24 protein-coding genes are annotated in these 26,400 nt (G+C 50.9%); 22 read left to right on the top strand and 2 right to left on the bottom strand.

The genetic code is table 11. The features are described 5' to 3' along the window. Positions 1 to 36: 36 nt before the first annotated feature. Positions 37 to 2,013: an AraC family transcriptional regulator gene (locus HQN87_RS12940; protein ID WP_254075473.1), complete on the bottom strand. Its 1,977-nt coding sequence runs from the start codon at positions 2,011 to 2,013 to the stop codon at positions 37 to 39. A gap of 172 nt (positions 2,014 to 2,185) precedes the next feature. Between HQN87_RS12940 and sleB the strand changes: the two genes are divergently transcribed. From sleB to HQN87_RS13035, 19 genes are all read left to right on the top strand, one after another. Further along, positions 2,186 to 3,034: a spore cortex-lytic enzyme gene (gene sleB / locus HQN87_RS12945; RefSeq protein WP_173133379.1), complete on the top strand. Its 849-nt coding sequence runs from the start codon at positions 2,186 to 2,188 to the stop codon at positions 3,032 to 3,034. 138 nt (positions 3,035 to 3,172) lie between these two features. Next, positions 3,173 to 4,453, top strand: coding sequence for an EF-P 5-aminopentanol modification-associated protein YfmF (gene yfmF / locus HQN87_RS12950; RefSeq protein ID WP_173133382.1), 1,281 nt, complete (start codon positions 3,173 to 3,175; stop codon positions 4,451 to 4,453). 2 nt (positions 4,454 to 4,455) lie between these two features. Then, positions 4,456 to 5,736 carry an EF-P 5-aminopentanol modification-associated protein YfmH gene (gene yfmH / locus HQN87_RS12955; RefSeq protein ID WP_173133385.1) on the top strand — a complete coding sequence of 427 codons (1,281 nt, stop codon included), beginning with the start codon at positions 4,456 to 4,458 and terminating at the stop codon, positions 5,734 to 5,736. Then, entirely contained in the window at positions 5,736 to 6,503 is a 768-nt protein-coding gene (ymfI, locus tag HQN87_RS12960) for an elongation factor P 5-aminopentanone reductase (RefSeq protein WP_173133388.1), read from the top strand. The genes yfmH and ymfI overlap by 1 nt, the downstream gene beginning before the upstream one ends. A 126-nt stretch (positions 6,504 to 6,629) precedes the next feature. Further along, positions 6,630 to 6,890: a DUF3243 domain-containing protein gene (locus HQN87_RS12965; RefSeq protein ID WP_036692667.1), complete on the top strand. Its 261-nt coding sequence runs from the start codon at positions 6,630 to 6,632 to the stop codon at positions 6,888 to 6,890. A gap of 148 nt (positions 6,891 to 7,038) precedes the next feature. Beyond that, positions 7,039 to 7,806 (top strand): DUF3388 domain-containing protein, encoded by a 768-nt coding sequence (locus HQN87_RS12970; RefSeq protein WP_173133391.1) that lies wholly within the window; start codon positions 7,039 to 7,041, stop codon positions 7,804 to 7,806. A gap of 86 nt (positions 7,807 to 7,892) precedes the next feature. Beyond that, positions 7,893 to 8,861: a RodZ domain-containing protein gene (locus tag HQN87_RS12975; RefSeq protein ID WP_173133394.1), complete on the top strand. Its 969-nt coding sequence runs from the start codon at positions 7,893 to 7,895 to the stop codon at positions 8,859 to 8,861. Between the two features lie 83 nt (positions 8,862 to 8,944). Next, positions 8,945 to 9,106 (top strand): hypothetical protein, encoded by a 162-nt coding sequence (locus tag HQN87_RS12980; protein WP_173133397.1) that lies wholly within the window; start codon positions 8,945 to 8,947, stop codon positions 9,104 to 9,106. A gap of 192 nt (positions 9,107 to 9,298) precedes the next feature. Continuing rightward, a complete protein-coding gene (locus HQN87_RS12985; RefSeq protein WP_036724757.1) occupies positions 9,299 to 9,790 on the top strand; it encodes a YajQ family cyclic di-GMP-binding protein in 492 nt (163 codons plus the stop codon). A 149-nt stretch (positions 9,791 to 9,939) separates the two neighbouring features. Then, positions 9,940 to 10,527, top strand: coding sequence for a CDP-diacylglycerol--glycerol-3-phosphate 3-phosphatidyltransferase (gene pgsA / locus HQN87_RS12990; protein ID WP_173133400.1), 588 nt, complete (start codon positions 9,940 to 9,942; stop codon positions 10,525 to 10,527). A gap of 59 nt (positions 10,528 to 10,586) precedes the next feature. Continuing rightward, positions 10,587 to 11,876: a competence/damage-inducible protein A gene (locus HQN87_RS12995; protein ID WP_173133403.1), complete on the top strand. Its 1,290-nt coding sequence runs from the start codon at positions 10,587 to 10,589 to the stop codon at positions 11,874 to 11,876. 229 nt (positions 11,877 to 12,105) lie between these two features. After that, entirely contained in the window at positions 12,106 to 13,170 is a 1,065-nt protein-coding gene (recA, locus tag HQN87_RS13000) for a recombinase RecA (RefSeq protein ID WP_173133406.1), read from the top strand. Between the two features lie 120 nt (positions 13,171 to 13,290). Beyond that, positions 13,291 to 14,025, top strand: a complete 735-nt coding sequence (locus tag HQN87_RS13005) for a regulatory protein RecX (RefSeq protein ID WP_173133409.1) — start codon at positions 13,291 to 13,293, stop codon at positions 14,023 to 14,025. A gap of 309 nt (positions 14,026 to 14,334) precedes the next feature. Next, positions 14,335 to 15,876 carry a ribonuclease Y gene (gene rny / locus HQN87_RS13010; RefSeq protein ID WP_173133412.1) on the top strand — a complete coding sequence of 514 codons (1,542 nt, stop codon included), beginning with the start codon at positions 14,335 to 14,337 and terminating at the stop codon, positions 15,874 to 15,876. A 213-nt stretch (positions 15,877 to 16,089) separates the two neighbouring features. Next, on the top strand, positions 16,090 to 16,884 hold the full coding sequence (locus HQN87_RS13015) for a TIGR00282 family metallophosphoesterase (protein WP_173133712.1): 795 nt from the start codon (positions 16,090 to 16,092) through the stop codon (positions 16,882 to 16,884). Positions 16,885 to 17,087: 203 nt separating this feature from the next. Beyond that, entirely contained in the window at positions 17,088 to 17,348 is a 261-nt protein-coding gene (locus tag HQN87_RS13020) for a stage V sporulation protein S (protein ID WP_019910496.1), read from the top strand. 155 nt (positions 17,349 to 17,503) lie between these two features. Further along, positions 17,504 to 18,484 carry a dipeptidase gene (locus HQN87_RS13025; protein WP_173133415.1) on the top strand — a complete coding sequence of 327 codons (981 nt, stop codon included), beginning with the start codon at positions 17,504 to 17,506 and terminating at the stop codon, positions 18,482 to 18,484. A 116-nt stretch (positions 18,485 to 18,600) separates the two neighbouring features. After that, positions 18,601 to 19,173: a phosphate propanoyltransferase gene (pduL, locus tag HQN87_RS13030; RefSeq protein ID WP_173133419.1), complete on the top strand. Its 573-nt coding sequence runs from the start codon at positions 18,601 to 18,603 to the stop codon at positions 19,171 to 19,173. A 220-nt stretch (positions 19,174 to 19,393) separates the two neighbouring features. Next, positions 19,394 to 21,004 carry a DEAD/DEAH box helicase gene (locus HQN87_RS13035; RefSeq protein ID WP_173133422.1) on the top strand — a complete coding sequence of 537 codons (1,611 nt, stop codon included), beginning with the start codon at positions 19,394 to 19,396 and terminating at the stop codon, positions 21,002 to 21,004. Between the two features lie 679 nt (positions 21,005 to 21,683). Here the strand turns inward: HQN87_RS13035 and dapA are convergent. Continuing rightward, on the bottom strand, positions 21,684 to 22,559 hold the full coding sequence (gene dapA, locus HQN87_RS13040) for a 4-hydroxy-tetrahydrodipicolinate synthase (protein ID WP_173133425.1): 876 nt from the start codon (positions 22,557 to 22,559) through the stop codon (positions 21,684 to 21,686). Positions 22,560 to 22,678: 119 nt separating this feature from the next. Here dapA and HQN87_RS13045 point away from each other — a divergent pair, with 119 nt between their 5' ends. The 3 genes from HQN87_RS13045 to htpG all read left to right on the top strand — a co-directional run bounded on the left by HQN87_RS13045 (position 22,679) and on the right by htpG (position 26,344). After that, entirely contained in the window at positions 22,679 to 23,587 is a 909-nt protein-coding gene (locus tag HQN87_RS13045) for a LysR family transcriptional regulator (protein WP_173133428.1), read from the top strand. Then, positions 23,574 to 24,281 (top strand): MBL fold metallo-hydrolase, encoded by a 708-nt coding sequence (locus HQN87_RS13050; RefSeq protein ID WP_173133431.1) that lies wholly within the window; start codon positions 23,574 to 23,576, stop codon positions 24,279 to 24,281. Before HQN87_RS13045 ends, HQN87_RS13050 begins: the two co-directional genes overlap by 14 nt. A gap of 179 nt (positions 24,282 to 24,460) precedes the next feature. Continuing rightward, the gene (htpG, locus tag HQN87_RS13055; protein ID WP_173133434.1) at positions 24,461 to 26,344 is read left to right on the top strand and encodes a molecular chaperone HtpG; all 1,884 of its coding nucleotides are present in this window, start codon (positions 24,461 to 24,463) and stop codon (positions 26,342 to 26,344) included. Positions 26,345 to 26,400 lie beyond the last annotated feature (56 nt).

Consider the following 26,400-nt stretch of genomic DNA (forward strand, 5'->3'; position numbering starts at 1 on the left):
CGGGTCATCTCTTTTTTTGTACAACCATGAACTGTACTACTTCACCCGTGGGGCGGCAAGCAGGGCGTCCACAATGAAATCAAGCTGTGCGTTCAGGGAGTAAATATCGCTGTAATAGGATAATCCGAAGTCAATATTCATCAAGCGGCCTTCTTTGACTGCGGGGATGCTGTTCCATAACGGGTCCTTGGTCAGATCAGCCATACCCTCATAGGAGGAGCGGAAGATATAATCCCCGCTGTAGTCGGCCAGCACTTCGAAGGATACGGAATCACCGCCCATATCGCTCTTGGAATCAATTTTTTGCTGAAGGATCTCAGGTGCTTTCATTCCAAGATATTCATAAATGACCTGTGAACCCCGGCCGTACTGTTTGCTCATGACCACTACCATGCTGCGGTCTGAGCCGCCTTCCATGATGGAGACCGTGGAACCGAGGATTCCCGCTTCCTGCAGCTTCTGCTTACTGTCCTCTACTTTGGCCTTGAAGCTGTTCAACAGGGTGGTAGCCTGTTCTTCCTTGCCGAAAATATGTCCAATGAAACCTACCCGCTCATCGGTCGTCATCTTCTCATAAGGGACCAGCACTGTCGGTGCGATGTCATGCAGTGCTGCATAGGTTTCCTCAGAAGGAACGATAATCAGATCTGGATCAAGCGATAAGACAGCTTCCGGGCTGGCCTCGAACCAACTTCCTAACTTCTGTACATCTTTCAATTCGTTCTCGAAGGCAGCACCTTCATTTACACTAGAGACACCTACGGGCTTAATGCCCAGAGCCAGCACATCGCCCAGCAGATACAGCACCACGACACGCTGAGGATCGGCAGGCACCACGACATCTCCTTTTACCGTAGAGATTGTCCGGGTCTGTGCCCCGGCAGCCGTGTTATCAGGGGACGTTGTAGCAGTTGCCGTCGCAGCAGGCGAAGAGGTAGGCGTGTTGCTGCCGCTGCCCGCTGTGGTCGTAGTGGCATTCCCTGAGGAACATGCACTTAACACTATGGTGAAGCATAACAACAAGGTGAACATTAGGGATGGTTTAGCCGTTCTGAACATGGATGACGCTCCTTTTAGATGAAATTGATAATGATTATCATCATCAATATAACGAAGAGTGTCTTCACGGGCAATGTCATATACGGACAGGGCAGATGGCATATCCGGCCATGGGGAAGCAGAATGCAAAGAATTCTTATACCTCACCGGAGAGGTTCCGTAGTGCTTCTTGAACATTTTGCCGAAAGAATATGCATCCGGGTAGCCCACAGCAACAGCAATATCATGCAGTGTGGCCTCTGTGCCGAGCAGCAGCTCCCGGGCCTTGTCCATGCGGATCTGAACCAGATATTGGGCAGGGCTGGTCTGAAGCCGCATCCGGAATAACCTTGACAAGGTCCTTGGACTGGTGCCCAGAGTGCCTGCGAGTGTATCGAGTGTTAACGGTTGGCTGTAAGAATCATGCATGTAGCGTACAGCCTGGTCCAGTACATCCGCTCTGAGTGGCTGCAGCTCCTGCCCCTGCATCTGATGAAGCAGCTCATGGACCCATTGATAGAACAGGGTCTTGGCATGGAGATGCTCCAGGAAGCCGCCGGTTACCCATTCGCCGTACATCCGGTTTAGAATCTCGTACAGCGGCAGCGGATGAGCAGGAATGAACAGAGATGGCTCTGCCACTAGCCCATTGCCTTCCATAAGTGCTGCTACATGCTGCCGTGCGGGAAGGGTTAGCGTAGACCGGTACAAAATTAAGTAATAATCCAGAACATCCTGTGTCTTCAGCACTTGGACCATTGTACCTTTACCCCCATGAATAACGCTGAAACCGCTGATTTCATAAGGTATATCCTCTATAAGCACACTTGCACTACCGCGCACAATGTACATATATGTATTAGCCGGAAGGCGGTATTGCAGCGGAGGCTGTCCAGCAGCGAACGAGGCCTTACGGACATCAATCACTTCTATTAGTGCATGGTTCCACAGGACGATATGGTCCTTCAAATTCATGATTCTTCTCAACTCCTGTTGTTTCATATCCCGATTATAGTTGATAATCGTTCTCAGTTGCAATGAATTTACGCTCCGCCGCTTTGCGTTAATGTATAGGAAGTCCTGCCAGTCGTCATAATAACTTTAGCCATTCATGCAGAACTTACAAGAGAAAGGTAGAGCGAACCTCATGACAAAACAGAAACAGTGGATGATTGCCGCATTTACCCTGGCACTCGCAGCTGCACCGTTTGCCGGTGTAATCTTTGAAGATCATGACCTGGTTTATGCCAAGCCGTATGCCGCACCTCAGGCAGCAACCGGTACCGTTGATGGAGGGGAAGAAGCACTGCCCGCATTTGGCACAACCCCGCTTAAGCTTGGCTCCAGCGGACAGGATGTGTATGAGCTGCAGGGAAGATTGAAGCATCTTGGCTACTTCAACGGTAAGATTGACAGCAAGTTCGGAACCAAAACCAAAAGTGCCGTTACCTGGTTCCAGTGGAAATTCGGCCTCAAATCCGACGGGGTTGTCGGAGCCAAGACGAAGCTTAAGCTATACAATGCAACGACTGCCTGGAAGCCGACAGCGCCTGGGACGTCTACCGCCCAAAAGAAAGCCGCACCCAAGAACACGGCCAAATCCAATACTGCCGAGCTGTCTTCCGGCAACTCGATGGGCCTGTCCGAGAATGATCTGAAGATTATGGCCAACGCTGTTTATGGCGAAGCACGCGGTGAGCCCTTTGAAGGACAGGTGGCAGTAGCCGCAGTCATTCTCAACCGCGTGAAGTCGCCCAGCTTCCCGAACACGCCTTCGGGGGTCATATTCCAGCCTGGAGCGTTCACGGCTGTAGCCGACGGGCAGATCTATCTGGAGCCTAATGAACAGGCACGCAAAGCCGTGCAGCAGGCACTAAGCGGCTGGGACCCGTCGGGCGGCTGTATCTATTACTTCAATCCCAAGACCGCGACCTCCAAGTGGATCTGGTCCCGTCCGCAGGTGAAGACCATCGGCGAGCATATTTTCTGCATGTAGCAGCCTGTATAAAATATTCCTGAGAGCAACCGGTACGCTGTCCTCCGGTTGCTTCCTTACTTTGGAATGGTTTAGAATGGATAATACTTCATAAACTTGTTATAACGCTTCTATCCACGCCGTAAAGGAGTTTTGGACTTGACAAATAATGGATTTCAACATGGCAGCGCCGCAGGCATCCGTATACACGTTCTGCCTACGAAGGCGTTCAAGACGTTCGCCATTTCACTTTATGCCGGCGTTCCGCTTGAGGAGAGTACAGTTACATCTACAGCGCTGGTTCCTTTTGTACTCCGCCGGGGTACTGCTTCATACCCGGAGACCACTGAGTTTCGCGAGCGTCTGGAGGAGTTGTATGGTGCAGGGTTCGGCTTCGATATTTACAAACGCGGAGATTATCAGATTGTCCAGTTCCGGATGGATACGATCAATGATTCCTTTGTGCAGAGCAAGGAGAGTCTGCTTGGGGAATCCTTTGCTTTTCTGGGAGAGGTGTTAACCCGTCCTCTGCTTGAGGATGGAAGCTTCCGGGCTTCTTATGTAGCCACTGAACGCGAGACCATCCGCAAGAAGCTGGAATCCATTGTAAATGACAAAATCCGTTACGCAGCCGAACGCTGCATTGAGGAAATGTGCCGCAAGGAGCCGTACCGTCTGCATCCCCTCGGCCAGCGGGCCGATCTCGATGGCATCACACCTGAATCGCTGTATCAGAGCTACAACTCCTGGTTGAACGGAGCTACACTTGATCTGTATGTGGTTGGTGATACTACTCCCGAGGAAGTTGAGAAGCTGGTTGTGGCCCACTTCGGCCGTGCCCGGCATTCCGAATCTGTACCTTATGTCTCCAATTTCACTCCGGTAACGGTTACGGAAGTACGGACGGTAGAAGAGAGGCTTGATGTTAATCAAGGCAAGCTGAATATGGGGCTGCGGACTTCAATCACTTACAAGGATGACAGTTACGCTGCTGCGCTGATGTACAACGGCATTCTCGGCGGTTACCCGCATTCCAAGCTGTTCGTTAACGTGCGTGAGAAAGAGAGCCTGGCCTATTATGCCTCTTCCCGTTATGACGGCCATAAGGGCATCGGAACGATTCAATCGGGGATCGAGAGCCAGAATTACGGCAAAGCCGTTGATATTATCCGCAAGCAGCTGGATGAGCTGAAGGCCGGCAATATCAGTGAGCTTGAGCTTAGCCAGACCAAAGCGATGATCCGCAACCTTTTGTCCGAAATTCAGGATTCCGCGTTCGAGATGATCTCCTTCGACTTCAACCGCCAGCTGTCCGGCAAAGACCGTACTGCACAAGAGCTGATGGACCAGGTGGATAGCCTTGGAGCGGCAGAAGTGAAGGCAGCAGCGGATACTTTCGAGCTGGATACGATTTATTTCCTGACAGGGAAGGAGGAATAAGGGTGGAGAAGCTCCATTACGAAAGACTTCAAGAAACACTCTATCACGAGGTTATGGATAACGGTCTGCAGGTGTATGTGCTGCCGAAGCCGGCTTTTCTCAAAACCTATGCCACCTTTGCGACACAATACGGTTCGGTAGACAATCACTTTAAGGTTGCGGGCGGTGAAGAGACCACAGTACCTGACGGAATTGCCCACTTCCTGGAGCATAAAATGTTTGAGGAGCCGGAAGGTGATATTTTTGCCACCTTTGCTTCCAATGGTGCGTCCGCGAACGCCTTCACCAGCTTTGACCAGACGGTATACCTGTTCTCTGCGACGGAGAACATTGAGCAGAATCTCAGCACCCTTGTCGATTTTGTACAGCGTCCTTACTTCACGGATGAGAATGTGGAGAAGGAAAAGGGAATCATAGGCCAGGAAATCAATATGTATGCCGACAATCCCGACTGGCGCGTATATTTCGGTCTGATTGAAGCCATGTACGCCACCCATCCGGTGCACATTGATATTGCCGGAACCATCGAGTCAATCTCAACTATTACCAAAGAAACGCTGTATACCTGCTACAATTCCTTCTACCATCCCAGCAATATGCTGCTGTTCATTGTCGGCGGCGTTGATCCTGAGAAGGTATTTGAACTGATCCGCAATAATCAGAAGGGCAAGAGCTATGAGAAGCAGGGCGAAATTACCCGCATCTTCGATCCGGAGCCGGAAGAGGTGGCCTCGAAGCATGTGGAGAGCAGGCTGGCGGTCTCGATTCCCAAAATGATGTTCGGGTTCAAGGAGAAGGTGGATGGGCTTACCGGTGAAGCGGCAGTGCGCCGTGACCTGACAACCAAGCTGATGCTGGATCTGCTCTTCGGCAGCAGTACAGCGCTGTATCAGAAGCTCTATGATGAGGAATTGATCTCAGACAGCTTCGGTCATGAATTCAACAGCTCCCCGCAGTATGCGTTCTCGGCGATCGGCGGTGACACCAAAGATCCGGGTCTGCTGCTGGAGCGGATCAAGGAAGAAGTCGGACTTATTCTGGAGAAGGGCTTCGCCGCCAAGGATTTCGAGCGTGCCCGCAAAAAGAAAATCGGCGGCTTCCTGCGGATGCTGAATTCGCCGGAGAGCATTGCCCATGAGTTCACGCGTTACCAGTTCCGCGGAGGAGATCTGTTTGAAGTGCTTCCCCTGTATGAATCGATCACTCTGGATGAAGTGAATGCCCGGCTCCATGACCATGTCGATTGGGAGCAGCTGGCTGTGTCGCTTGTGGTGAGTCCTTAATGTCATTACCGGGAGAGGACAGCAAACCGATTGGCGAAATGACAGTGCTCATTACCGGGGGCAGCGGGGGAATCGGCGGAGCGATCGCCGAGCGTTTTGCTTCGGTGGGAATGAACATCGTGATTCATTATATGAACTCGCATGAAGCGGCAAATGATGTGGCGCGGCGCTGTATGGCGCTGGGTGCGAAGGTTATGACAGTGGCTGCGGACATGAAAGACCGCAGCCAGCTTGTACGTATGGCCGAGAGGCTTGCCGCGAGCGGCATGATGCCGGATATTCTGGTCAACAATGCGGGGAAAGCACACTATGGGATGTTAGCCGATCTGACCGAAGAAGAGTGGGACGATATTATGGCGGTGAACCTGAAGGGCACCTTTATGTGCAGCCAGATCTTCATGCCTTATATGGTTACGCAGCGTTACGGGCGGATTATTAACGTGTCTTCGGTGTGGGGGATCTCCGGCGCTTCCTGTGAAGTGGCGTATTCGGCGAGTAAGGGCGGGGTGAATGCTTTTACCAAGGCGCTTGCCAAGGAACTGGCACCCTCCAAGGTTACGGTGAACGCTGTGGCGCCCGGAGCGGTCCAGACGGCTATGCTGGCTAATCTGCAGGCGGATGAGGTGAAGATGCTGGAGGATGAGATTCCTGCGGGGAGACTGGCTTCTCCTGAGGACATTTCATCACTTGTTTATTTTCTGGCTCTGCCTGAATCGGGTTATATCACCGGTCAGATCATCAGTCCGAACGGCGGCTGGATCACTTAACTCACTTATCAATGCCAACCATGAGGTTCTGGAGAAATGCTCCAGCATAAGAAATTCCGGCTTGAGACATATTATAACTGTTGCTTTTAAATCTCAATATCATTACAAACCTGAGGAGGATTTAAGATGTCAACAGATTCCGTAGTGAAGAACTTTGATACCTGGAAAAGCTTTCTGGGAGACCGGGTCATTCAGGCCGAAAAAATGGGGATGAGCGACGAGACCATCACCAAGCTGGCTTTTGAAATCGGGGAATTCCTCGACAAGAAGGTCGATCCGGGCAACTACTCCAACCGGGCCATCAAAGAGCTGTGGGATGTCGGAACCGATGATGAGAAGCATACCATTGCCGGACTCATGGTCAAACTGGCGAAGAAAAACGCATAGGTACGCGGATGAAGCTCCCCTTGCGGGAGCTTTTCTGCAATTATTACAATCGTGTCCTTGCCTTTCAAAATTTTTTTATATATCATTAACATGACCCGGGTGCCGGAGACGGCATATTAGGGAAAAGGAATCTATGAGGTGCGCAAAAGTGGAATATAAACAGTGGTATATGGAGTACAAGATACATAAGAACAGACCCGGTCTGTTAGGCGACATCGCTTCTATGCTGGGGATGCTGGAAGTCAACATTCTGACGATTAATGGCGTAGAAGGCAAGACACGCGGAATGCTGCTGGAAACAAGCGATGATGAGAAGATCATGCTGATGGGCGAAATGCTCAAAAAAGTTGATAATATAACGGTTACGGCACTGCGTACTCCACGGCTTGTGGATAGGCTTGCCGTCCGGCATGGACGATATATTGACCGTGATTCAGATGACCGCAAGACCTTCCGCTTCACCCGGGATGAGCTCGGACTGCTGGTGGATTTCCTGGGCGAGCTGTTTAAAAGGGAGGGCAATCAGGTTATAGGACTACGTGGTATGCCCCGGGTAGGGAAGACGGAATCTATTATTGCCGGAAGCGTCTGTGCCATGAAGCGCTGGACGTTTGTTTCCTCTACGCTTCTGCGGCAGACGGTCCGCAGCCAGCTGGCTGAAGATGAGCTGAACCCGCATAATGTATTTATCATTGACGGCATTGTCAGCACCATCCGCTCCAATGAGAAGCACTATAACCTGCTGCAGAATGTCATGGCTATGCCGAGCACCAAGGTGATTGAGCATCCTGATATTTTCGTGCGGGAGTCGGAGTACACCTTCGATGACTTTGATATCATTATTGAGCTGCGCAATACACCGAACGAAGAGATATTGTACGAGTCGTTTACGACAAGCTACAGTGAAGATCTTTAACATAATGGGCGTATGCTTCCGGAGCGAGTTTTGTACGAAGCTCATTCAGAGAAGCAGCGCTAACATAACTTTTAGGAGGTGATGGTATGTCGGAACTGGGCCGGCATTTGAAGGAAGCTCGTCTGCAAAAAGGGATGAGTCTTGATGATGTCCAGGAAGTAACAAAGATCCGCAAAAAATATTTGGAAGCCATCGAAGCAGGTGATTATAAAGTGCTTCCGGGCAGCTTTTATGTCCGGGCCTTTATCAAAACCTATGCAGAGGCGGTCGGGGTTAACCCGGATGAATTAATGGAGGAGCACGGCAATGTCCCGGCAGCTCCTGTCGATACTACTATGGAGACCGTAATCCAGAAGCGGAGCCGCAAGCCCGAAACGGAACGCAATGCCAAGTGGCTGCCAACCTTGCTCATGTGGACCTTCCCGGTTCTTATCCTGGTGGTCATCTATCTGTATGCATCTTCAACGCTGAATGATTCAGAGCCGGAACAAGCGGATTCAGGAAGTATGACTACCGCAACACAAGATCCGGCCAAAGTGAAGCCTTCGGCCACCGCTGCTGGGGGCGGCGGGGCAGTGCCAACACCAACAGCTGATGCGGCAGCCACTGCCAATCCGGAAGCATCGGCAACTGTGGCACCTACGGCTTCTCCAGAGCCATCGCCGTCACCGTCGTCTTCCCCGGGGTCCGTCACCGTTACCCAGGACCGTAAATCGGGCAAAACGACTATCTATAAGGTCTCGGCACCTGCCGGAACCGAGGTTAAGGTTGAGATTGCCTCAACCGGAGTCAGCTGGCTTGAAGTCTACCAGGGCGAGAACTCCAAGGGGGAGAAGCTCAGCTTCGGGAACACTAAGGCCGGGGATAATTTGAGTTTTACACTGGGCAATCAAGGCATGTATATCAAATCCGGTTATTCACCGGCTACAACGATTACAGTGAACGGACAGGCCGTTACCGACGGCAAAACCTCATCACGTCTGCTTCTTGAACTGGATAGCAGCGGGGATGGTGCTGCGAACGGTGCCACGGACGGAAGTACTTCAGCAGAATAGTAAATCCGATGTATAGTCTTTGGCGGATTGGAGAACCTAGAAGTGTTTAACAGTTCTAACGCCAAAGTGAGGTGTATTCTCTCATGACCGTCAGCTGGATTGTTACAGGGCTTGGCATTATTGTCAGTCTCTTGGGGTATTATTTGACACCGAGCGCCTGGGGATATGGTATTCTGGGCTTTGGACTGGCACATGTTCTGCTGGGAATTCTGGATATGTTCCGGGCTCCTGCACGCAGCAGATAATATTCAGATGTGAGCGTCTCCCGGCGGTAATTCCGGGAGGCGTGTAATCTTTCTCGCTGAAACGGGTGCGTCCTTCAAAAGGATGGCATCCGTTTCTACTTGTGTATCCGGGGGCTCTTTTCCATTATTAGACTTAAGAGCCCCTATCTCATATAATAGGAACAGACTAATTGTAGTAAAGGATGTGGAATCATGAGTTCCGAAAGTTCATTTGACATTGTATCCAAGATGGATATGCAGGAATTGACCAATGCGGTTCATCAGACCGAGAAGGAAATTGACAACCGGTTTGATTTCAAGAACAGCAAAAGCAGCCTGAAGCTGGAGAAGGATGCGCTTGTAATCGCCTCAGAGGATGAATACAAGCTGAATGCCGTGATTGATATTCTCCAGACAAAGATGGTTAAGCGGGGAATTACGCTGAAGAATATGGATTTCGGCAAAGTTGAGCCCGCTTCACTCGGTACTGTACGCCAGCGGCTGGGTCTGCGGCAAGGGATTGACCAGGAGAATGCGAAGAAGATCAACATCCTGATCCGCGACTCCAAGCTGAAGGTCAAGAGCACGATCCAGGGCGATCAGATCCGTGTTACCGGCAAAAGCCGTGATGATCTCCAGCAAATTATCCAGCTCTTGCGCAAAGCTGATTTGCCGCTGGATTTGCAGTTTAACAATTTAAAGTAAGACTATGTACCCCGCAGTGTATACGTAACTTACTTGCGGGGTGCTTTATGTTTTTTTGACACTTATTTAGGGCTATAATATACTAGCTAAGCAGTTTTGAAGAAAATGCTGGAATATCGGATTCGTCTAGACTAGGGGAGGAAACTTCAGTGAATTTACCCAACCGTATCACATTAGCACGTATTTGCCTTATCCCAATCATGATGTTTTTTCTGCTGGTGGACTTCAGCTTCTATCCGGAACCGATACATTGGGGCTCCTTTCAGCTTTCCATTAATCATTTGGTCGCGGCAGTTATCTTTCTGCTTGCAGCCAGTACAGATGGAATTGACGGTTACATAGCCAGAAAGTATAACATGGTCACCAATCTGGGTAAGCTGCTTGATCCGCTGGCGGACAAATTGCTGGTCTCGGCAGTGCTGATCTCGCTTGTGGAGCTGGGCCGCTGCGATTCATGGATTGCTATTGTCATCATCAGCCGCGAGTTCGCCGTGACCGGCCTGCGCCAGGTGGCGCTGCTTGAAGGGAAGGTTGTGGCTGCAAGCAAATGGGGCAAGATAAAGACAGTCATTCAGATCGTCGCTATTTCGCTCCTGCTCCTTAACAACTTCCCGTTCCAGTTCGTCAGCATTCCTGTGGATGATATTGCGATCTGGGCAGCAGCCCTTATCACCATATATTCAGGTGTTGATTATTTCGTGAAGAACAAGGATCTGCTTGAATTTGATAAAGCCTGAGGCGCGCAGCGCAGCTTGAATCTTGCTCTAATTCTACAATCAGGAGGAGAACGTCAGCTATGAAAGCAGAAATTATTGCCGTTGGAACAGAACTTCTACTTGGACAAATCGTGAACAGCAATGCGCAGTTTCTTTCGATAGAGCTGGCTGCGTTAGGAATTGACGTATACTTTCAGACGGTCGTCGGGGACAATAAAAGCCGTCTGCAGGAAGCGATCCGGATTGCGCAGAGCCGCGCCGACGTTATATTGTTTACCGGCGGGATCGGCCCGACAGAGGATGATCTGACCAAAGATGCGCTGGCTGCGGCGCTTGGCCGTACGCTTCACATTGACCAGCTTGCTATGGATCATGTGCAGCGCTTCTTCGATGACCGCAAGATCGTAATGACTGAGAATAACCGTAAGCAGGCGCTGGTCATTGAAGGGACAACCCCGTTGTCCAACGATATCGGCCTGGCGGTAGGGATTGCTTTTGCGGAACAGGACAAGTATTATATCGTGCTGCCGGGTCCGCCCCGGGAGATGAAGCCGATGTTCACGGATAAGGCGAAGCCTTGGCTGCAGCAGCATGCATTGACGAACGAAATGCCGCTCTACTCGAAGATGCTTAAGTTTGCGGGGATTGGTGAATCGCTCCTGGAGGACAAGCTGATTGATCTGATCCGCAGCCAGAGCGATCCTACGATAGCACCGTATGCCAAGGAAGGCGAAGTGACCGTACGTATCTCCACCAAGGCGCCGTCCGAGCGTGAGGCTATGCTTAAGCTTGATGTGCTCGAGAAGCAGATTGCTGAGATTCTGCCGGAGCATCTGTATGCCAACATTGATGTGCCGCTGGAGCAGCTGATTGTGGACTGGATGGCGGATGCGGGCCTGACTCTAAGCGCTGCCGAGAGCTGCACGGGCGGTCTTCTCATGGAGAGCATTACGAATATCCCGGGCAGCGCATCCATGTTCGCCGGGGGGATCGTGTGTTATTCCAATGATATCAAGAAAAAACTGCTGAATGTGCCTTCCGCAATGCTTGAAGGCCCGGATGCTCCCGGAGCGGTAAGCCGCGAGGTTGCCGAAGTGCTGGCGGACCAGGTGCGCATGATTGCCGATACGGACTTCGGTTTATCTGTTACCGGTGTAGCCGGACCGGGATATTCCGAGCGCAAGCCGGTGGGGCTTGTGTTCGTAGGACTGGCCGAGCGCGGGTGTAAGACAGAAGTATATGAGCTGAATCTCAAGGGAACCCGTGAGAACATCCGCCTGCGCACAGTCAAGGCCCTGCTGTACCGCCTCTGGCGCCGGCTGGAAGAACGCAAGGTAGCCACTCCGCTGGAAGGCTCGGCCTTGCAATAACTGCCCTGGGCGGTATATAATTTAGGTATGCGGAAGAACCGTGGCTAGAGCAATCTTGCTGCGGTTCTTTGTTGTATATGTAAATCCATGAAAGGGTCCGTTTGCCTTACAATAAAAGGGAGTATTATCCCTGGGAGTAAAAAAAACGAATGTATGTTCTAAAAAAAGCTTGGCAAGACCTCCAAAACACGTTATTATAATACTATAAACAGTGAAGGAAGTGATCTGATTGTCAGATCGTCGTGCAGCGCTTGATATGGCGCTTCGTCAAATAGAAAAACAATTCGGTAAAGGTTCGATCATGAAACTGGGAGAATCCACGCACATGAAAGTGGAAGTTGTACCTAGCGGATCTTTGGCACTTGATATTGCACTAGGTATAGGCGGACTTCCCAAAGGACGTATCATTGAAGTATATGGACCGGAATCTTCCGGTAAGACGACGGTAGCCCTTCATGCGATCGCAGAAGTACAGAAGCAAGGCGGACAAGCTGCCTTCATTGATGCGGAGCATGCGCTTGATCCCAAGTATGCGAATGCGCTTGGCGTGAACATTGATGAACTGCTGTTGTCCCAGCCAGATACAGGTGAGCAGGCCTTGGAAATTGCTGAAGCCCTTGTACGCAGCGGAGCCGTAGACATCATTGTAGTTGACTCTGTAGCAGCTCTGGTACCGAAGGCAGAAATCGAAGGCGATATGGGTGACTCTCACGTAGGTTTGCAGGCCCGTCTGATGTCCCAGGCCTTGCGTAAGCTGTCAGGTGCCATCAACAAATCCAATACGATTGCAATCTTCATTAACCAGCTTCGTGAGAAAATCGGTGTGATGTTCGGTAACCCTGAGACTACTCCGGGTGGACGCGCTCTGAAATTCTACTCTTCTGTCCGTTTGGATGTACGCCGGGTAGAGAGTATCAAGATGGGTAACGATGTGGTGGGTAACCGCACAAAGATCAAAGTCGTGAAGAACAAGGTTGCGCCTCCGTTCAAGCAAGCCGATGTGGATATCATGTACGGCGAAGGAATCTCCAGAGAAGGAAGCCTTGTGGATATCGGTACTGAAATGGATATCGTCAACAAGAGCGGTGCCTGGTATTCTTATGAAGGCGAACGCCTGGGCCAAGGCCGGGAGAATTCCAAGCAATTCCTTAAGGAACATCAGGATATTGCCCTGCTGATCGAGAACAAGATCCGTGAAGCAAGCAACTTATCCACTCTGGTAGCTGCGCCATCCGAAGCTGATGTGGTTGCAGAGCAAGAGGAAGAAGAGAAGCTGTTGCTTGAGATTGAGTAATCTAATTCATAATAATAATTAAATAATGAAGACAAGATCGGTAGGCGCCCTGTGAGGATTGACAGGGTGCCTTTTCGTAAATTAATCATTATTTCCATAGCTGATGAGGTGAAATACAGGATGGTAATACAATTGGATTCTGAACCGGAAGAGCAGGATGAGCAGGTGCTGGCAGATTTTCCGGCCGATGAGGAACTGGTAATTACTCGTGTAGAACGTTTGAAGAAGTCGAATTACCGTTATCTGATTCATTTCGGAGCATACAACATGACTGTTCATGAAGATGTCATGATTAAATACCGGATGATTACCGGAAGCACTTTTGTAAAAGCTGATCTGGAGGATATCGTTGCAGCAGATGAACGCCAGCGGGCCTATGTGGAGGGGCTGAGATATCTGGAGCGCAAACCCCGGACCGCACAGGAGATGGCCCGCCGTTTAAGGGAGAAGGAAATAGGGGAGACTGTTATTGCTGAAGTTCTGCTCCGGCTGGAGCAGGAACGTCTGCTTGATGATCCCCTGTACGCCAAGCAGTGGGCGGAGCAGCGGATCACCAGCCAGCGTAAGGGCAAGATGTGGATCAGGCAGGAGCTGCGGGAGAAAGGCATTGATAAATCGCTGATTACTGAGGCGCTGGATCAGATTACCCCCGAGCAGGAGCTGGAGAGCGCACTGCTGACCGGAAGGAAGAAATGGAATACGATCCGGGGAGAGGTAAATGACAAACGCCGGAAGACAGGAGCCTTTCTGATGCGGCGGGGATTTACAGGTGAAATGGTGCGTCAGGTGCTGGGAATTCTCCGGGAAGAGGAGGATTCTGAGGGGGAAGAAGAGGAGATTTACTTCCCGGATTGATTCTCTTGACTTTAATGCGGTTATCGACTCTCTTGACAAGGTCTTTTTATAAATAATAAAATATAACATGAATCGGCATAAACTAAGAATCCTTTTTCCTTCCCAAAAAGCAGACTCTTATGTTCCGGTTCGCGTACAACTCATATGAAATGTAATCGCCGGATAAGGCGGGCAGTGTGCATGTGCAGCATGTGCAGTATGGCAATCGGTGTATTACCGGTTTTTTGTATGGTGATGAACGGATAGTTTAACAACTGCACACATACCCAAGGGAAGAACCTTGGAGGATGTAAACGAGGAGGTGAACAGATGGAATCATGGATCTGGGTCATTATCGTTCTCGTTGTAGCTGCATCATTCTTTGGATTCGGTTATTTTATTCGTAAATCCCTTGCAGAAGCTAAAATTTCCAGCGCAGAGAAAGAAGCCGTAGTCATCGTGGAGAACGCGAAGAAAGAGGCGGAGGCGCTGAAGAAGGAAACGGTATTGGAAGCTAAGGACGAAGTTCATAGAATCCGTACCGAAGCTGAGAAAGAAACTCGTGAACGTCGGAATGAAATCCAACGGCAAGAGAGACGTTTGCTGCAAAAGGAAGAATCGCTGGATAAAAAAATGGAATCGCTTGAACGAAAAGAAGAACAAGTAGCTAACAAAGAGAAACGAATTGATGAAACCCAACAGCAAATTGATGTCATTTACAAGAATCAGGTTACTGAACTGGAGCGTATCTCCAATCTAAGCATCGATGATGCCAGAAGTATCATTCTTAGTAATGTAGAACAGGAAGTTCGCCATGAAACTGCTCAGATGATCAAGGAAATTGAACAGCAGGCCAAAGAGGAAGCGGACAAGAAAGCCCGTGAGATTATTACCTTGGCCATCCAGCGCTGTGCAGCCGATCATGTGGCAGAAACTACGGTATCTGTTGTGACATTGCCGAATGAAGAGATGAAAGGCCGGATTATTGGTCGTGAAGGCCGTAACATCCGTGCCCTGGAGACTCTTACGGGGATTGATCTTATTATTGATGATACGCCGGAAGCGGTTATTCTGTCAGGATTTGATCCGATCCGCCGCGAAGTGGCCCGTACGGCACTTGAGAAGCTGGTGGCAGATGGACGTATCCATCCTGCACGGATTGAAGAAATGGTGGAGAAATCCCGTAAAGAAGTGGATGAGCGGATTCGTGAATACGGTGAACAAGCTACCTTCGAGGTTGGCGTTCACGGTCTACATCCGGATCTGATCAAAATTCTGGGCCGCCTGAAATTCCGTACGAGCTACGGTCAAAACGTACTTAAGCACTCCATGGAGGTTGCTTATTTGACTGGACTTATGGCCGGTGAGCTTGGGGAAGACATCGTGCTTGCAAAACGTGCCGGACTGCTGCATGATATCGGCAAAGCGCTTGATCATGAAGTGGAAGGTTCGCATGTGGAAATCGGCGTCGAACTGGCGAAGAAGTACAAGGAACATCCGGTGGTTATCAACAGTATCGCTTCCCACCATGGAGATTGCGAGGCTACCTCGGTTATTGCCATGCTGGTTGGAGCTGCTGATGCATTGTCGGCTGCCCGTCCCGGTGCACGCCGTGAAACCCTGGAAACGTACATCAAACGTCTGGAGAAGCTGGAGGAAATTTCGGAGTCCTTCGAGGGCGTCGAGAAATCTTACGCTATTCAGGCGGGCCGCGAGGTTCGCGTAATGGTACAGCCTGAGAAGATTGATGATGCGGAAGCTTTCCGTCTGGCCCGTGACATTACGAAGATGATTGAGAGTGAGCTGGATTATCCGGGTCATATCAAGGTTACCGTAATCCGCGAGACACGCGCTGTAGAATACGCAAAATAAGCAAGGAAATCGGCCCCCGTGCGGGGCCTTTTTTCTTGCCTGCATGTGAGCAGTTGCTTATTACCTGCTATACTCCAGTCCTGCTGAGCGGTACACCTTGCTGCGCAGTACCGCTGGCGTAATGGAGTTTGGAATAGAGCGGAATAGGTGAAATTATACTTATGCAGCGATTTTTGTATGGAGAAAATCAATACTTTGTAGGAGGAGAGAATCATTAAAGTTTTATTTATCGGAGACATTGTAGGCAATACAGGCAGAAAAGCGCTGCGTGAAATGCTGCCTTCCCTGAAAAGCAAATATCAGCCGCATATCATTATTGCCAATGGTGAGAATGCAGCAGCCGGCAGAGGAATCACCGCCGCGATAGCCAATGAGTTTTTCAACTGGGGTATCCATGGAATTACAATGGGCAACCACACGTGGGACAATAAGGATATCTTTGAATTTATCGACGATGAGCCGCGGATTATCCGTCCGGCTAACTTCCCGCCGGGGACACCGGGCAGAGGGTATACCGTCGTTAAGGGGAACGGCAAACAGCTGGCGATTGTGAATCTCCAGGGGCGTACCTTCCTTCCGGCGATTGATGATCCGTTCCGGATTGGCGAGGAGATTGTGGAAGAGCTGCGCAGAGAGCATAAATGCATTCTGGTGGATTTCCATGCGGAAGCGACCTCCGAGAAAATAGCGATGGGCTATTTCATGGATGGTCTGGCTTCGATCGTTGTCGGCACGCACACTCATGTGCAGAGCAATGACGATGTGATTCTGCCTGGAGGTACGGCGTATCTTACAGATGCTGGTATGGTTGGTTCAAGAGAAGGAATTCTGGGTATGGAAAAGGATGCGATCATCTATAAATTTACAACACAGCTTCCCTCCCGTTTTGTAGTCGACGAAGGCAAATGGCAGCTGCATGGTATATTCGCAGAACTTGATGAAGCTACGGGTAAAGCGACACGACTGGAGAAGATCCGGCTGCGTGAAGATGAATGGGTGATGAGCTAGAAGGGTTTACGAACAAATAGGTAATTCGGTAAAACTCGTTTGTTTTGGGTAAAGTGTGATATTTATCATATCGAAAAAGAGTATCTTTTGAACTATTTTCTCCGGAAAGGTCCGTAAAAAGAAGGAATTAATTCTTCTCCCGCGAATAACATCTACTGTAGTGGAAGAAGAACACCATCATTTTCCCAGGGGAGGTACTTACTATGGATGTATTAAAAGTATCAGCTAAATCCAATCCAAATTCCGTTGCTGGCGCATTAGCAGGTGTTCTTCGCGAACGTGGATCGGCCGAGCTACAAGCTATTGGAGCAGGAGCACTGAACCAGGCCGTCAAAGCCGTTGCCATCGCCCGGGGATTTGTCGCACCTAGCGGAGTCGACTTGATCTGTATTCCGGCTTTTACGGATATAGTGATTGATGGGGAAGACCGGACAGCGATCAAACTTATTGTTGAGCCTAGATAATGAAATGAATCATTTAGATTGAGCCTGTTTACTTGGTAAACAGGCTTTTTGCTGTCCTGACTGATGCTTCAGCCTGCGGCATACATATGAAATAGACGGTTGATCCGTTAAAATCGGAGAGTCAGAAGAAGGAGAGCTGGTCTACTATGGGGAAGATGAAGCTGAAAGTGGCGGATTTTCATTGCGATGCCCTGAGCAAGCTGCAGGCGAATCCCGGGATGGATTTCAGGAATGATCCCCGCCTGGATGTGACCTCAGAGCGACTGGCGGAGGGGAATGTCGAACTGCAGGTTTTTGCGATATATTTGTCTGCGGTGCGCGGAAGGGCGAAATTCGAGGATGTCCTGGGTCAAATTGAATGCTTCCGCCAGAAGGTTGTCGGCACGGGAGGCCTGCAGTGGCTGCGCTGGAAGGAAGAGACCGTGGAGGGTGGCTTAACTGCCCCGGCCTTTGGAATGCTCTCTCTGGAAGGCGTGGACGGTCTGGAGGGCAATCTGTTCTATGCCCAGTTATGCTTCGAGCTCGGCGTGCGTTGTCTGGGCGTTACCTGGAACTATGCGAACTGGGCAGCGGACGGTGTGCTGGAGCGGCGCAACGGCGGTTTCACAGAGCAAGGGCGGAAGCTGATTGAATGGTGCAACGGGAGCGGCATGCTGCTCGATGTGTCGCATTTGGCCCCGGCAGGGTTCTGGGAGCTGATGGAGCGGAGCGTACGCCCGTTCATTGCTTCACACTCCAATAGCGCCGCTATCTGTGCTCATCCCCGCAATTTGAGTGATGACCAGATTAAGGCGCTGATTGCAAGGGATGGACGGATCGGGCTTACCTTTGTTCCCTGGTTTGTGCGGGAGGGAGGAGAGGCAGGCCGTGAGGATATGCGGAGGCATATTGAGCATGTCTGCGGGCTGGGGGGAAGCGGACAGCTGATGTTCGGCTCGGATTTTGACGGAATTGAAGCCTGGGTCGGAGGACTGGAGCATCCGGGAAAATATGTGGAGTTTGCCGATCTTCTGCTGAAGTACTATCCGGAGGATGAGGTACGGGGCTGGCTGTACCGGAATGCCTGGGGATTCTTGCGGGAGCAACTGCCTTCTTCGGCAGGAATGAATCCTCTGCTTCCATTCACAGAATCGTAAAATGTCGAAAAAAATCCGCTGATTGTGAGGCGGATCTTTTTATTTTCGGGTAATAAGATGTATAATGTTCAGTGGCTTGTACAGATACTAGAGAAAATACAAGGAGTGACTTAAGAATGAGCAAGACTGTATCCGTAGGTGTGTCGGCCCGGCATATTCACCTTACGCAGGAGCATGTAGAAGCATTGTTTGGCGCAGGTTATCAACTGACTGAGTTCAAACCGCTATCCCAACCCGGACAATTCGCAGCCAACGAACAAGTAGCTGTAATCGGTACTAAAGGGAAGTTCGACAAAGTGAGAATCCTCGGACCTGCCCGTCCGGCCTCGCAGCTGGAAGTATCCCGCACAGACGCATTCAGCCTCGGCGTGAAAGCACCTGTACGTGAATCCGGTAATATCGAAGGAACACCAGGCATTACGATTAAAGGACCTGCCGGTGAAGTTGAACTGGAGACAGGTGTGATTGTGGCAGCACGCCATATTCACATGCACACTTCCGAAGCAGAAGCTTGGGGCATTGCTGATAAGCAGCTCCTCAAAGTACGCCTTGGCGGCGAACGCGGCCTGGTACTGGAGAACGTGATTGCACGCGTATCCGACAACTTCAAGCTTGATATGCATATCGACACCGATGAAGCGAATGCTGCTGGTGCCAATAATGGCGATACTGCTGAAATCGTTGATTAGGTTCTTATAATATTTGGCATAAGGCAGGGGAGAAATCCTCTGCTTTTTTTGTTGTGAAATAAATTTTCTGAAAATAATGAAATGGAAGTTTTCATATTCGCTTTTCTGTGTTATCATTATGTGTTATGACTTTGCTGAGCGCTATGTGGAGACGCCGCAAAAGAGATATACAAGGGATTAATGGTCCGATAATATATGTATTCAAAATTAAGGAGATAAAATGACATTTAACGATTTGAATTTGATTCCGCCGATTCTTAAGGCACTGAGCCTGGAAAACTATACATCCCCAACCCCAATTCAAGAAGAGTCCATTCCTGCGGCCTTGGCTGGCAGAGATATCCTGGGCTGTGCACAGACCGGTACCGGAAAAACCGCGGCCTTCTCATTGCCGATTATTCAACTGCTCAGCCAGCAGGCCAGAACTGGCGGAACGAAGCGTATCCGTTCCCTGATTCTGACACCGACGCGGGAGCTTGCTCTGCAAATATCCGAGAACATTCAAGCCTACAGCAAGTTCACAACGATCCGTTCGACAGCGATTGTCGGTGGGGTATCGCAGAAGGCCCAGGAACGGGCGCTTGCCATCGGTGCTGATATTCTGATTGCCACACCGGGCAGACTGATCGACCTGATGAGCCAAAAACGCGTAGATCTGCAGCATGTGCAGATTCTTGTTCTGGATGAAGCAGACCGTATGCTGGACATGGGCTTCATTCATGATGTGAAGCGGATTATTGCCAAGATGCCTGACAAGAAGCAGACTTTGTTCTTCTCGGCTACCATGCCGACCGAAATTTCTCAGCTGGTGAAGACTCTGCTGGTGAATCCGGTGAAAATTGAAATTACCCCGGTATCTTCTACTGTGGACAGAATCGAGCAGTCGATCTACCTGCTGGAGAACGGGAACAAGCAGAATCAGCTGAACCGTCTGCTGCAGGACCCTTCGATTGTATCAGCACTGGTGTTCACACGCACCAAACGCGGCGCTGACCGGGTAACCCGGGATTTGACCAGAATTAATATTACTGCACAGGCCATTCACGGCAACAAATCGCAGAATGACCGCCAGAACGCATTAAGAAACTTCAAGAGCGGTGCGACACGGGTGCTGGTAGCTACAGACATCGCGGCCCGCGGAATTGATATTGATGAACTGTCCCATGTCATCAACTTCAACCTGCCGAATATTCCCGAAACTTATGTTCACCGTATTGGCCGGACCGGCCGTGCGGGAATGAGCGGAATCGCCATCTCACTGTGCGAAGCGGAGGAAATCCCGTACCTGAAGGATATTCAGAAGCTGATCGGCAAGACGATTCCGGAAGTGAAGGACCATGCTTATCCGATGTCCAAGAGCAATCTGGCATTGCTTGCAGACCGTCCGGGCAAAGCACCAGTGAAGCCGTCGCAAAAAGCTAAAACCAATCCGGCCCGTAAGCCGAAGTCGGAATGGTTCGCGCAAGGCAAGCAGGGCGGCGGTTATACAAGCGGCGGAGCTAGAAGCACCTCGGGTAGCACCTATACAGGTGGCGGAGTGAAAAGTGCATCAGGCGGTAGTGACGCAGGCGGCAGAGCCAAGAGTGCCTCGGGCAGCAGCTATGCAGGCGGCGGAACTGGCAGCAGCCGTCCTGCTGGCGGCTCCGGCAACGGAGCAGGCTCCGGCAGCCGTCCAGGCGAACGATCTGCAGCCCGTCCAGGTGGCGGAGCAGGTAATAAACCGTCTGGCGGCCAATACGGCCGGTCCAGCCAGTCCGGCAGCAGACCGGGCGGAAGCCAAAGCGGACGCTCTGGCAGCCGTCCCGCGGCTAATGCAAGCAGATCGCAATAAGCGCTGCGGGGCCTAGCATATCCTATTTGAATTGAAAGGCAGCCTTCCTTCGGGGAGGCTGTTTTATTTAAGTTGGTTGGGGATAAATCCCTCTGAATCCGCCAGAAGTAGGCGATGGGAGGAAATGAAAGGGATAAGTCCCTCTGAATCCGCCAGAAGTGGGAGATAGGAGGAAATGAAAGGGATAAATCCCTCTGAATCCGCCAGAAGTGGGCGATGGGAGGAAAAGAGAGGGATAAGTCCCTCTGAATCCGCCAGAAGTGGGCGATGGGAGGAAATGAAAGGGATAAATCCCTTTGAATCAGCCAGAAGTAGGCGATAGGAGGAAAGGAGAGGGATAAATCCCTCTGAATCCGCCAGAAGTGGGCGATGGGAGGAAATGAAAGGGATAAATCCCTTTGAATCAGCCAGAAGTAGGCGATAGGAGGAAATGAAAGGGATAAGTCCCTCTGAATCCGCCCGGGGTCGCTACCCCGAAACAGGCAGAGGAGTCTACCTCGGGGAGTTATAGGCGTAGGTTTCGAGCAAGTGTACCGGTTATTAGCGCACCAGGTATTGCGGCAGCGGATTCTCACGCGTTCCAATACTAATAACAAAAAACCGCCGCTTGCCAGTCACTGACTGCAAACGGCGGTTATTCTTGTTGTACTATAAGGCGGGACGGGGCCTGCGCCAAAAGTTACCCGGCGAGGTAGGCGCCCAGCTCTTCGCGCAGCGTAGAGCTGATTGAGGTCATCGGCAGGCGGAGCGTGTCCGAGGCGATCTCTCCGCGCGCGCTGAGCAGCCATTTGATCGGCGCCGGGTTGGATTCCTTGAACAGCAGCTCCATCAGCGGTACCAGCTGATTGTAGGCGGCCTGGGCGGCCTCTACCTGGCCGGCTCTATACTGCTCGTAGATGCTGAGGAAGCGGGCGGTATGTACGTTGGCCGAGGCCAGCATCCCTCCGGCGGCTCCGTGGCCCAGCATATCGAAGAAATGCAGATCGTCGCCGCAGAGCACGGGCTTGCAGCCGCTGCGGGAGAGCTCGGAGACCAGCAGGGGAGAGCCGGAGCAGTCTTTTAACCCCACGACATTATTCATCTCCAGGATCGTGCGCGCAGTATCTACGGACATGCCGACACCGGCGCGGCCGGGAATATCATAAGCAATAATCGGCAGGCCAACTTCGGCTGCCTTGCGGAAATGAGCGATGATGCCTTCCTGTGACGGACGGCTATAATAAGGAACAACCACCAGTGCGGCATCGGCACCTGAGTTCGCAGCCAGCTCCGTGCGGATGACGGTAGAGGCGGTATCGTTCGTGCCTGTACCCACCACCAGCGGGATGGGGCTGGACTTCAAGAGCTCCCGTGAGGCATCCACGAGTGTCTGTAATTCCTGTATGTTGACTGTCGGCGATTCTCCAGTGGTTCCATTAACGACCAGACCATGAATATTGTTCTTGATGATGTTGTTCACATAACGCTGGTAGGACTCCAGATCAATCTCGCCAGCCGCTTGGAACGGGGTGACCACGGGAACATAAATTCCATAAATCTGTTCTTCTGTTAACATGAATATCGTCCTCCAAAATTGTAAAATCCGTTTGTTCTACTGTACCATGGATTATTGCATCGTTGTTAGCTATAATAAATGATGTAGGTTATCAATAATATTGATGTTAGGGTGAGATCATGGACTTAACTTATATGCGGACCTTCCGCGAAGTTGCGAAGCGGCAGAGCTTCACCCGTGCGGCTGAAGAGCTGGGCTATGCACAGTCCAGTGTAACGATGCAGATTCAGAAGATTGAGAAGGAATACGGAGTACCGCTCATTGAACGGCATGGCCGGGCCTTGCGCCTCACCCCGCCGGGGGAGGAGCTATTGAAGCTGTTCGTGGAGATTCTTGATCTGTACGACCGCTCGAAAGAAACGATAGCCCAGCAGATCGGCGGCACATTGACGATTGGGACGATTGATTCACTTGCTGCCTTTTATCTGCCGCCGTTCCTGCAGCAGCTGCGGACAATGTTCCCCGGTCTGAACATTCATCTGCAGACAGAGCAGGAGGCCAATCTGGTCTCCAAGATCAGGGACGGGGAAGTGGATATCGGCCTCATGCTGGACCGCAGCATGGCGGATAATCTGCTGACGAGAATGATCATCCGCGATGAGCCGCTTGTTCTGGTAGCGCCTACCCAGTCTCCGCTGGCACAGCTGGAACGGGTGACGCTGCAGGATCTTAACAACTGTGAGCTGATTGTCTCCGAGGAGAGCTGCATCTACCGCAGCCTGTTCGAGAACCTGCTCCGGGACCACGGGATTGTGTTCCGGATTGGTTTTGAGCTGTCGAACCTGGAGGCGATCAAGCGTTGTGTGCGTAACGGCCTGGGCATAGCGCTGCTGCCGAGAATTGTGGCTGAAGAGGAGATCGAGCGGGGGAACCTGTCGGAGCTGTCTTTTACCCATCCGGAGATTCATTTCGATCTGCAGCTTCTGCTTCACCCCAAGAAGTGGAAGTCCCTGCCGCTGGAGTCCTTGATCCAAATGCTGCTGGCGGATGCCAAGGCGAAGGGAGGAATAACACATGAACATCATTGAACTGCCCATTGAGTTCGAGTATGAAGGACATTCCTATTCTATTTATCCGAGTCTCATTGTATCCGGGAAGGAGCTGACCCTGGTCGATGCCGGTTACCCCCTGTTCATGCCTTTAATAGAGAAGGAAATTCTGAAGCAGGGTCATGATCCCGCGAACCTGAAGACGATTATCATCACTCATTATGACGATGACCATATCGGTGCTTTGGCTGACTTCCGGGCTAAATATCCTTCGGTTGTGATCATTGCAAGTGAAGCCGAGGCGCCCACTATCTCTGGTATGGCCAAATCCGAGCGGCTGGTTCAAGCCGAAGCGCTCCTCGAACACATGTCTGAAGAAGAGCAGCCGTCCGGGGAAACGTTCGTAGATCTTTTGAAGAAGCTGCAGCATGTGCCGGTGGACGTAACTGTCCGGGATGGCGAGTGGATTCTGAACTCCAAGTGCCAGATTCTCGCCACCCCGGGACATACGTCAGGTCATATTTCGCTGTATTTTCCAGAGCTGGGCAGTGTCATCACAGGGGATGCGGCGGTAAAAGAGCAGAATGAGTTGGTTGTAGCGAACCCGCAATATTGTATAGACCTTGCGAGTGCAGAGCAGTCGCTGAACCGGTTAAAAGCACTGCAAGCCCAGTCCTATTACTGCTACCATGGCGGCAAACTAGAGATCGGCCTCCGTGCGCAGCAGAAGTAAGCTGTAGTTGGTCTGTTTTCCTTAAGTTTCTTTTTTTGTGGCCTGTTATATGCAGCAAGATATTGACATCAAAAACGAGTATATGTTATATAAAAGGTAGTGTTAGCACTCGGTCGAGTGGAGTGCTAAACCCTGATCCGCAATCCGAAGGTTATTTTTGAAAGGAGATTTATTTATTCATGGCTAAAAAAGAGTTTAAAGCTGAATCCAAAAGACTGCTGGAAATGATGATTAACTCCATCTACACGCAGCGTGAGATTTTTCTGCGGGAACTGATCTCCAATGCAAGCGATGCCATTGATAAAATCTATTACAAGGCATTGGCCGATGAAGGCCTGGTGTTCAATAAAGAGGATTATTACATTAAAGTAACCGCAGATAAGGCAAGCCGCACCTTAACCATTTCCGATACCGGAATCGGGATGACGCAGGAAGAGCTGGAGAACAATCTGGGGATTATTGCGAACAGCGGGTCGTTTGCTTTTAAGAAGGATAATGAAGCCAAGGACGGACACAACATCATCGGACAATTCGGGGTAGGGTTCTATTCCGCATTCATGGTGGCTGACGACGTTACCGTAATCAGTAAGGCGCTGGGCAGCGACCAGGCGTTCAAATGGGAATCCCAGGGCGCGGACGGTTACACGATTGAGCCTTGCGTGAAGGATGCGGTCGGAACCGAAATTACGCTGAAGATCAAAGAGAATACGGAAGACGATAACTACGATGAGTTCCTGGAAGAGTACCGTCTGAAGTCGATCATCAAGAAGTATTCGGACTTCATCCGTTTCCCGATCAAGATGGACATTACCGGCAGACAGCCGAAAGAGGACGCCGAGAATGAATTCGTCGATGTCATTGAAGAGCAGACCGTGAACAGCATGGTGCCAATCTGGCGCAAGAACAAAAACGAGCTGACGGAAGAAGATTACAACAACTTCTATGCCGAGAAGCGCTACGGCTTCGACAAGCCGCTGAAGCATATCCACATCAGTGCCGACGGCGCGGTGGTCTACAACGCCATCCTGTTCATTCCGGAGAATACTCCGTTCGACTACTACACCAAGGAATATGAAAAGGGTCTTGAACTCTACTCCAACGGTGTGCTGATTATGAACAAATGCGGAGATCTGCTGCCGGATTACTTCAGCTTCGTCAAAGGGATGGTGGATTCCGAGGATCTGTCGCTGAACATCTCCCGTGAGATGCTGCAGCATGACCGCCAGCTGACGCTGATTGCGAAGAACATCAAGAGCAAGATTAAGAGCCAGCTCCTGAGCCTGCTGAAGGATGAGCGTGAGCAATATGAGAAGTTCTATACCTCTTTTGGCAGACAGCTGAAGTTTGGGGTCTATAACGACTATGGAATGGAAAAGGAGACGCTCCAGGACCTCCTGATGTTCCACTCCTCCAAGGAGAAGAAGCTGGTTACGCTGGCTGAATATGTGGAGAGAATGCCGGAAGACCAGAAGTATATCTACTATGCGTCCGGTGAATCGGTAGAACGCATCGAGAAGCTGCCACAGACGGAAATGGTGCTCGACAAGGGGTACGAAATCCTCTACTTCACCGACGATATTGACGAATTCGCGATCAAGATGATCATGTCCTACAAAGAGAAGGAATTCAAGAACGTATCCAGCGGTGACTTGGGCATCGAAGAGAGTGCCGAGGATAAGCCGTCCGAAGCAGAAGAGAATGAGAACAAGGGATTGTTCGAAGCGATGCAGGGCATCCTGTCCGGCAAAGTGAAGGCAGTCAAAGCGTCCAAGCGGCTGAAATCCCATCCGGTTTGCCTGTCCACCGAAGGCGAACTGACGATCGAAATGGAGAAAATCCTCAAGGCTATGCCGAACGGCGGCCAGGATGTGCAAGCGGACAAGGTGCTGGAAATCAACATTCATCATGATGTCTTCAAATCGCTTAAGGCTGCTGCCGAAGGCGACAAGGAGAAGCTGGGCCTGTACACGAACCTCCTATACAACCAGGCGCTCCTGATCGAAGGATTGCAGGTTAATGATCCGGTGCAGTTCACGAACGATATTTGCAAAATCATGGTCTAAACCAGCGCTACCGCCGGCCTTAAGACCCGTAATTCAGAAGAACCCCCGCGCTGGCG

The organism is Paenibacillus tritici (assembly GCF_013204885.1).
Lineage (GTDB): Bacteria > Bacillota > Bacilli > Paenibacillales > Paenibacillaceae > Paenibacillus_AQ > Paenibacillus_AQ tritici.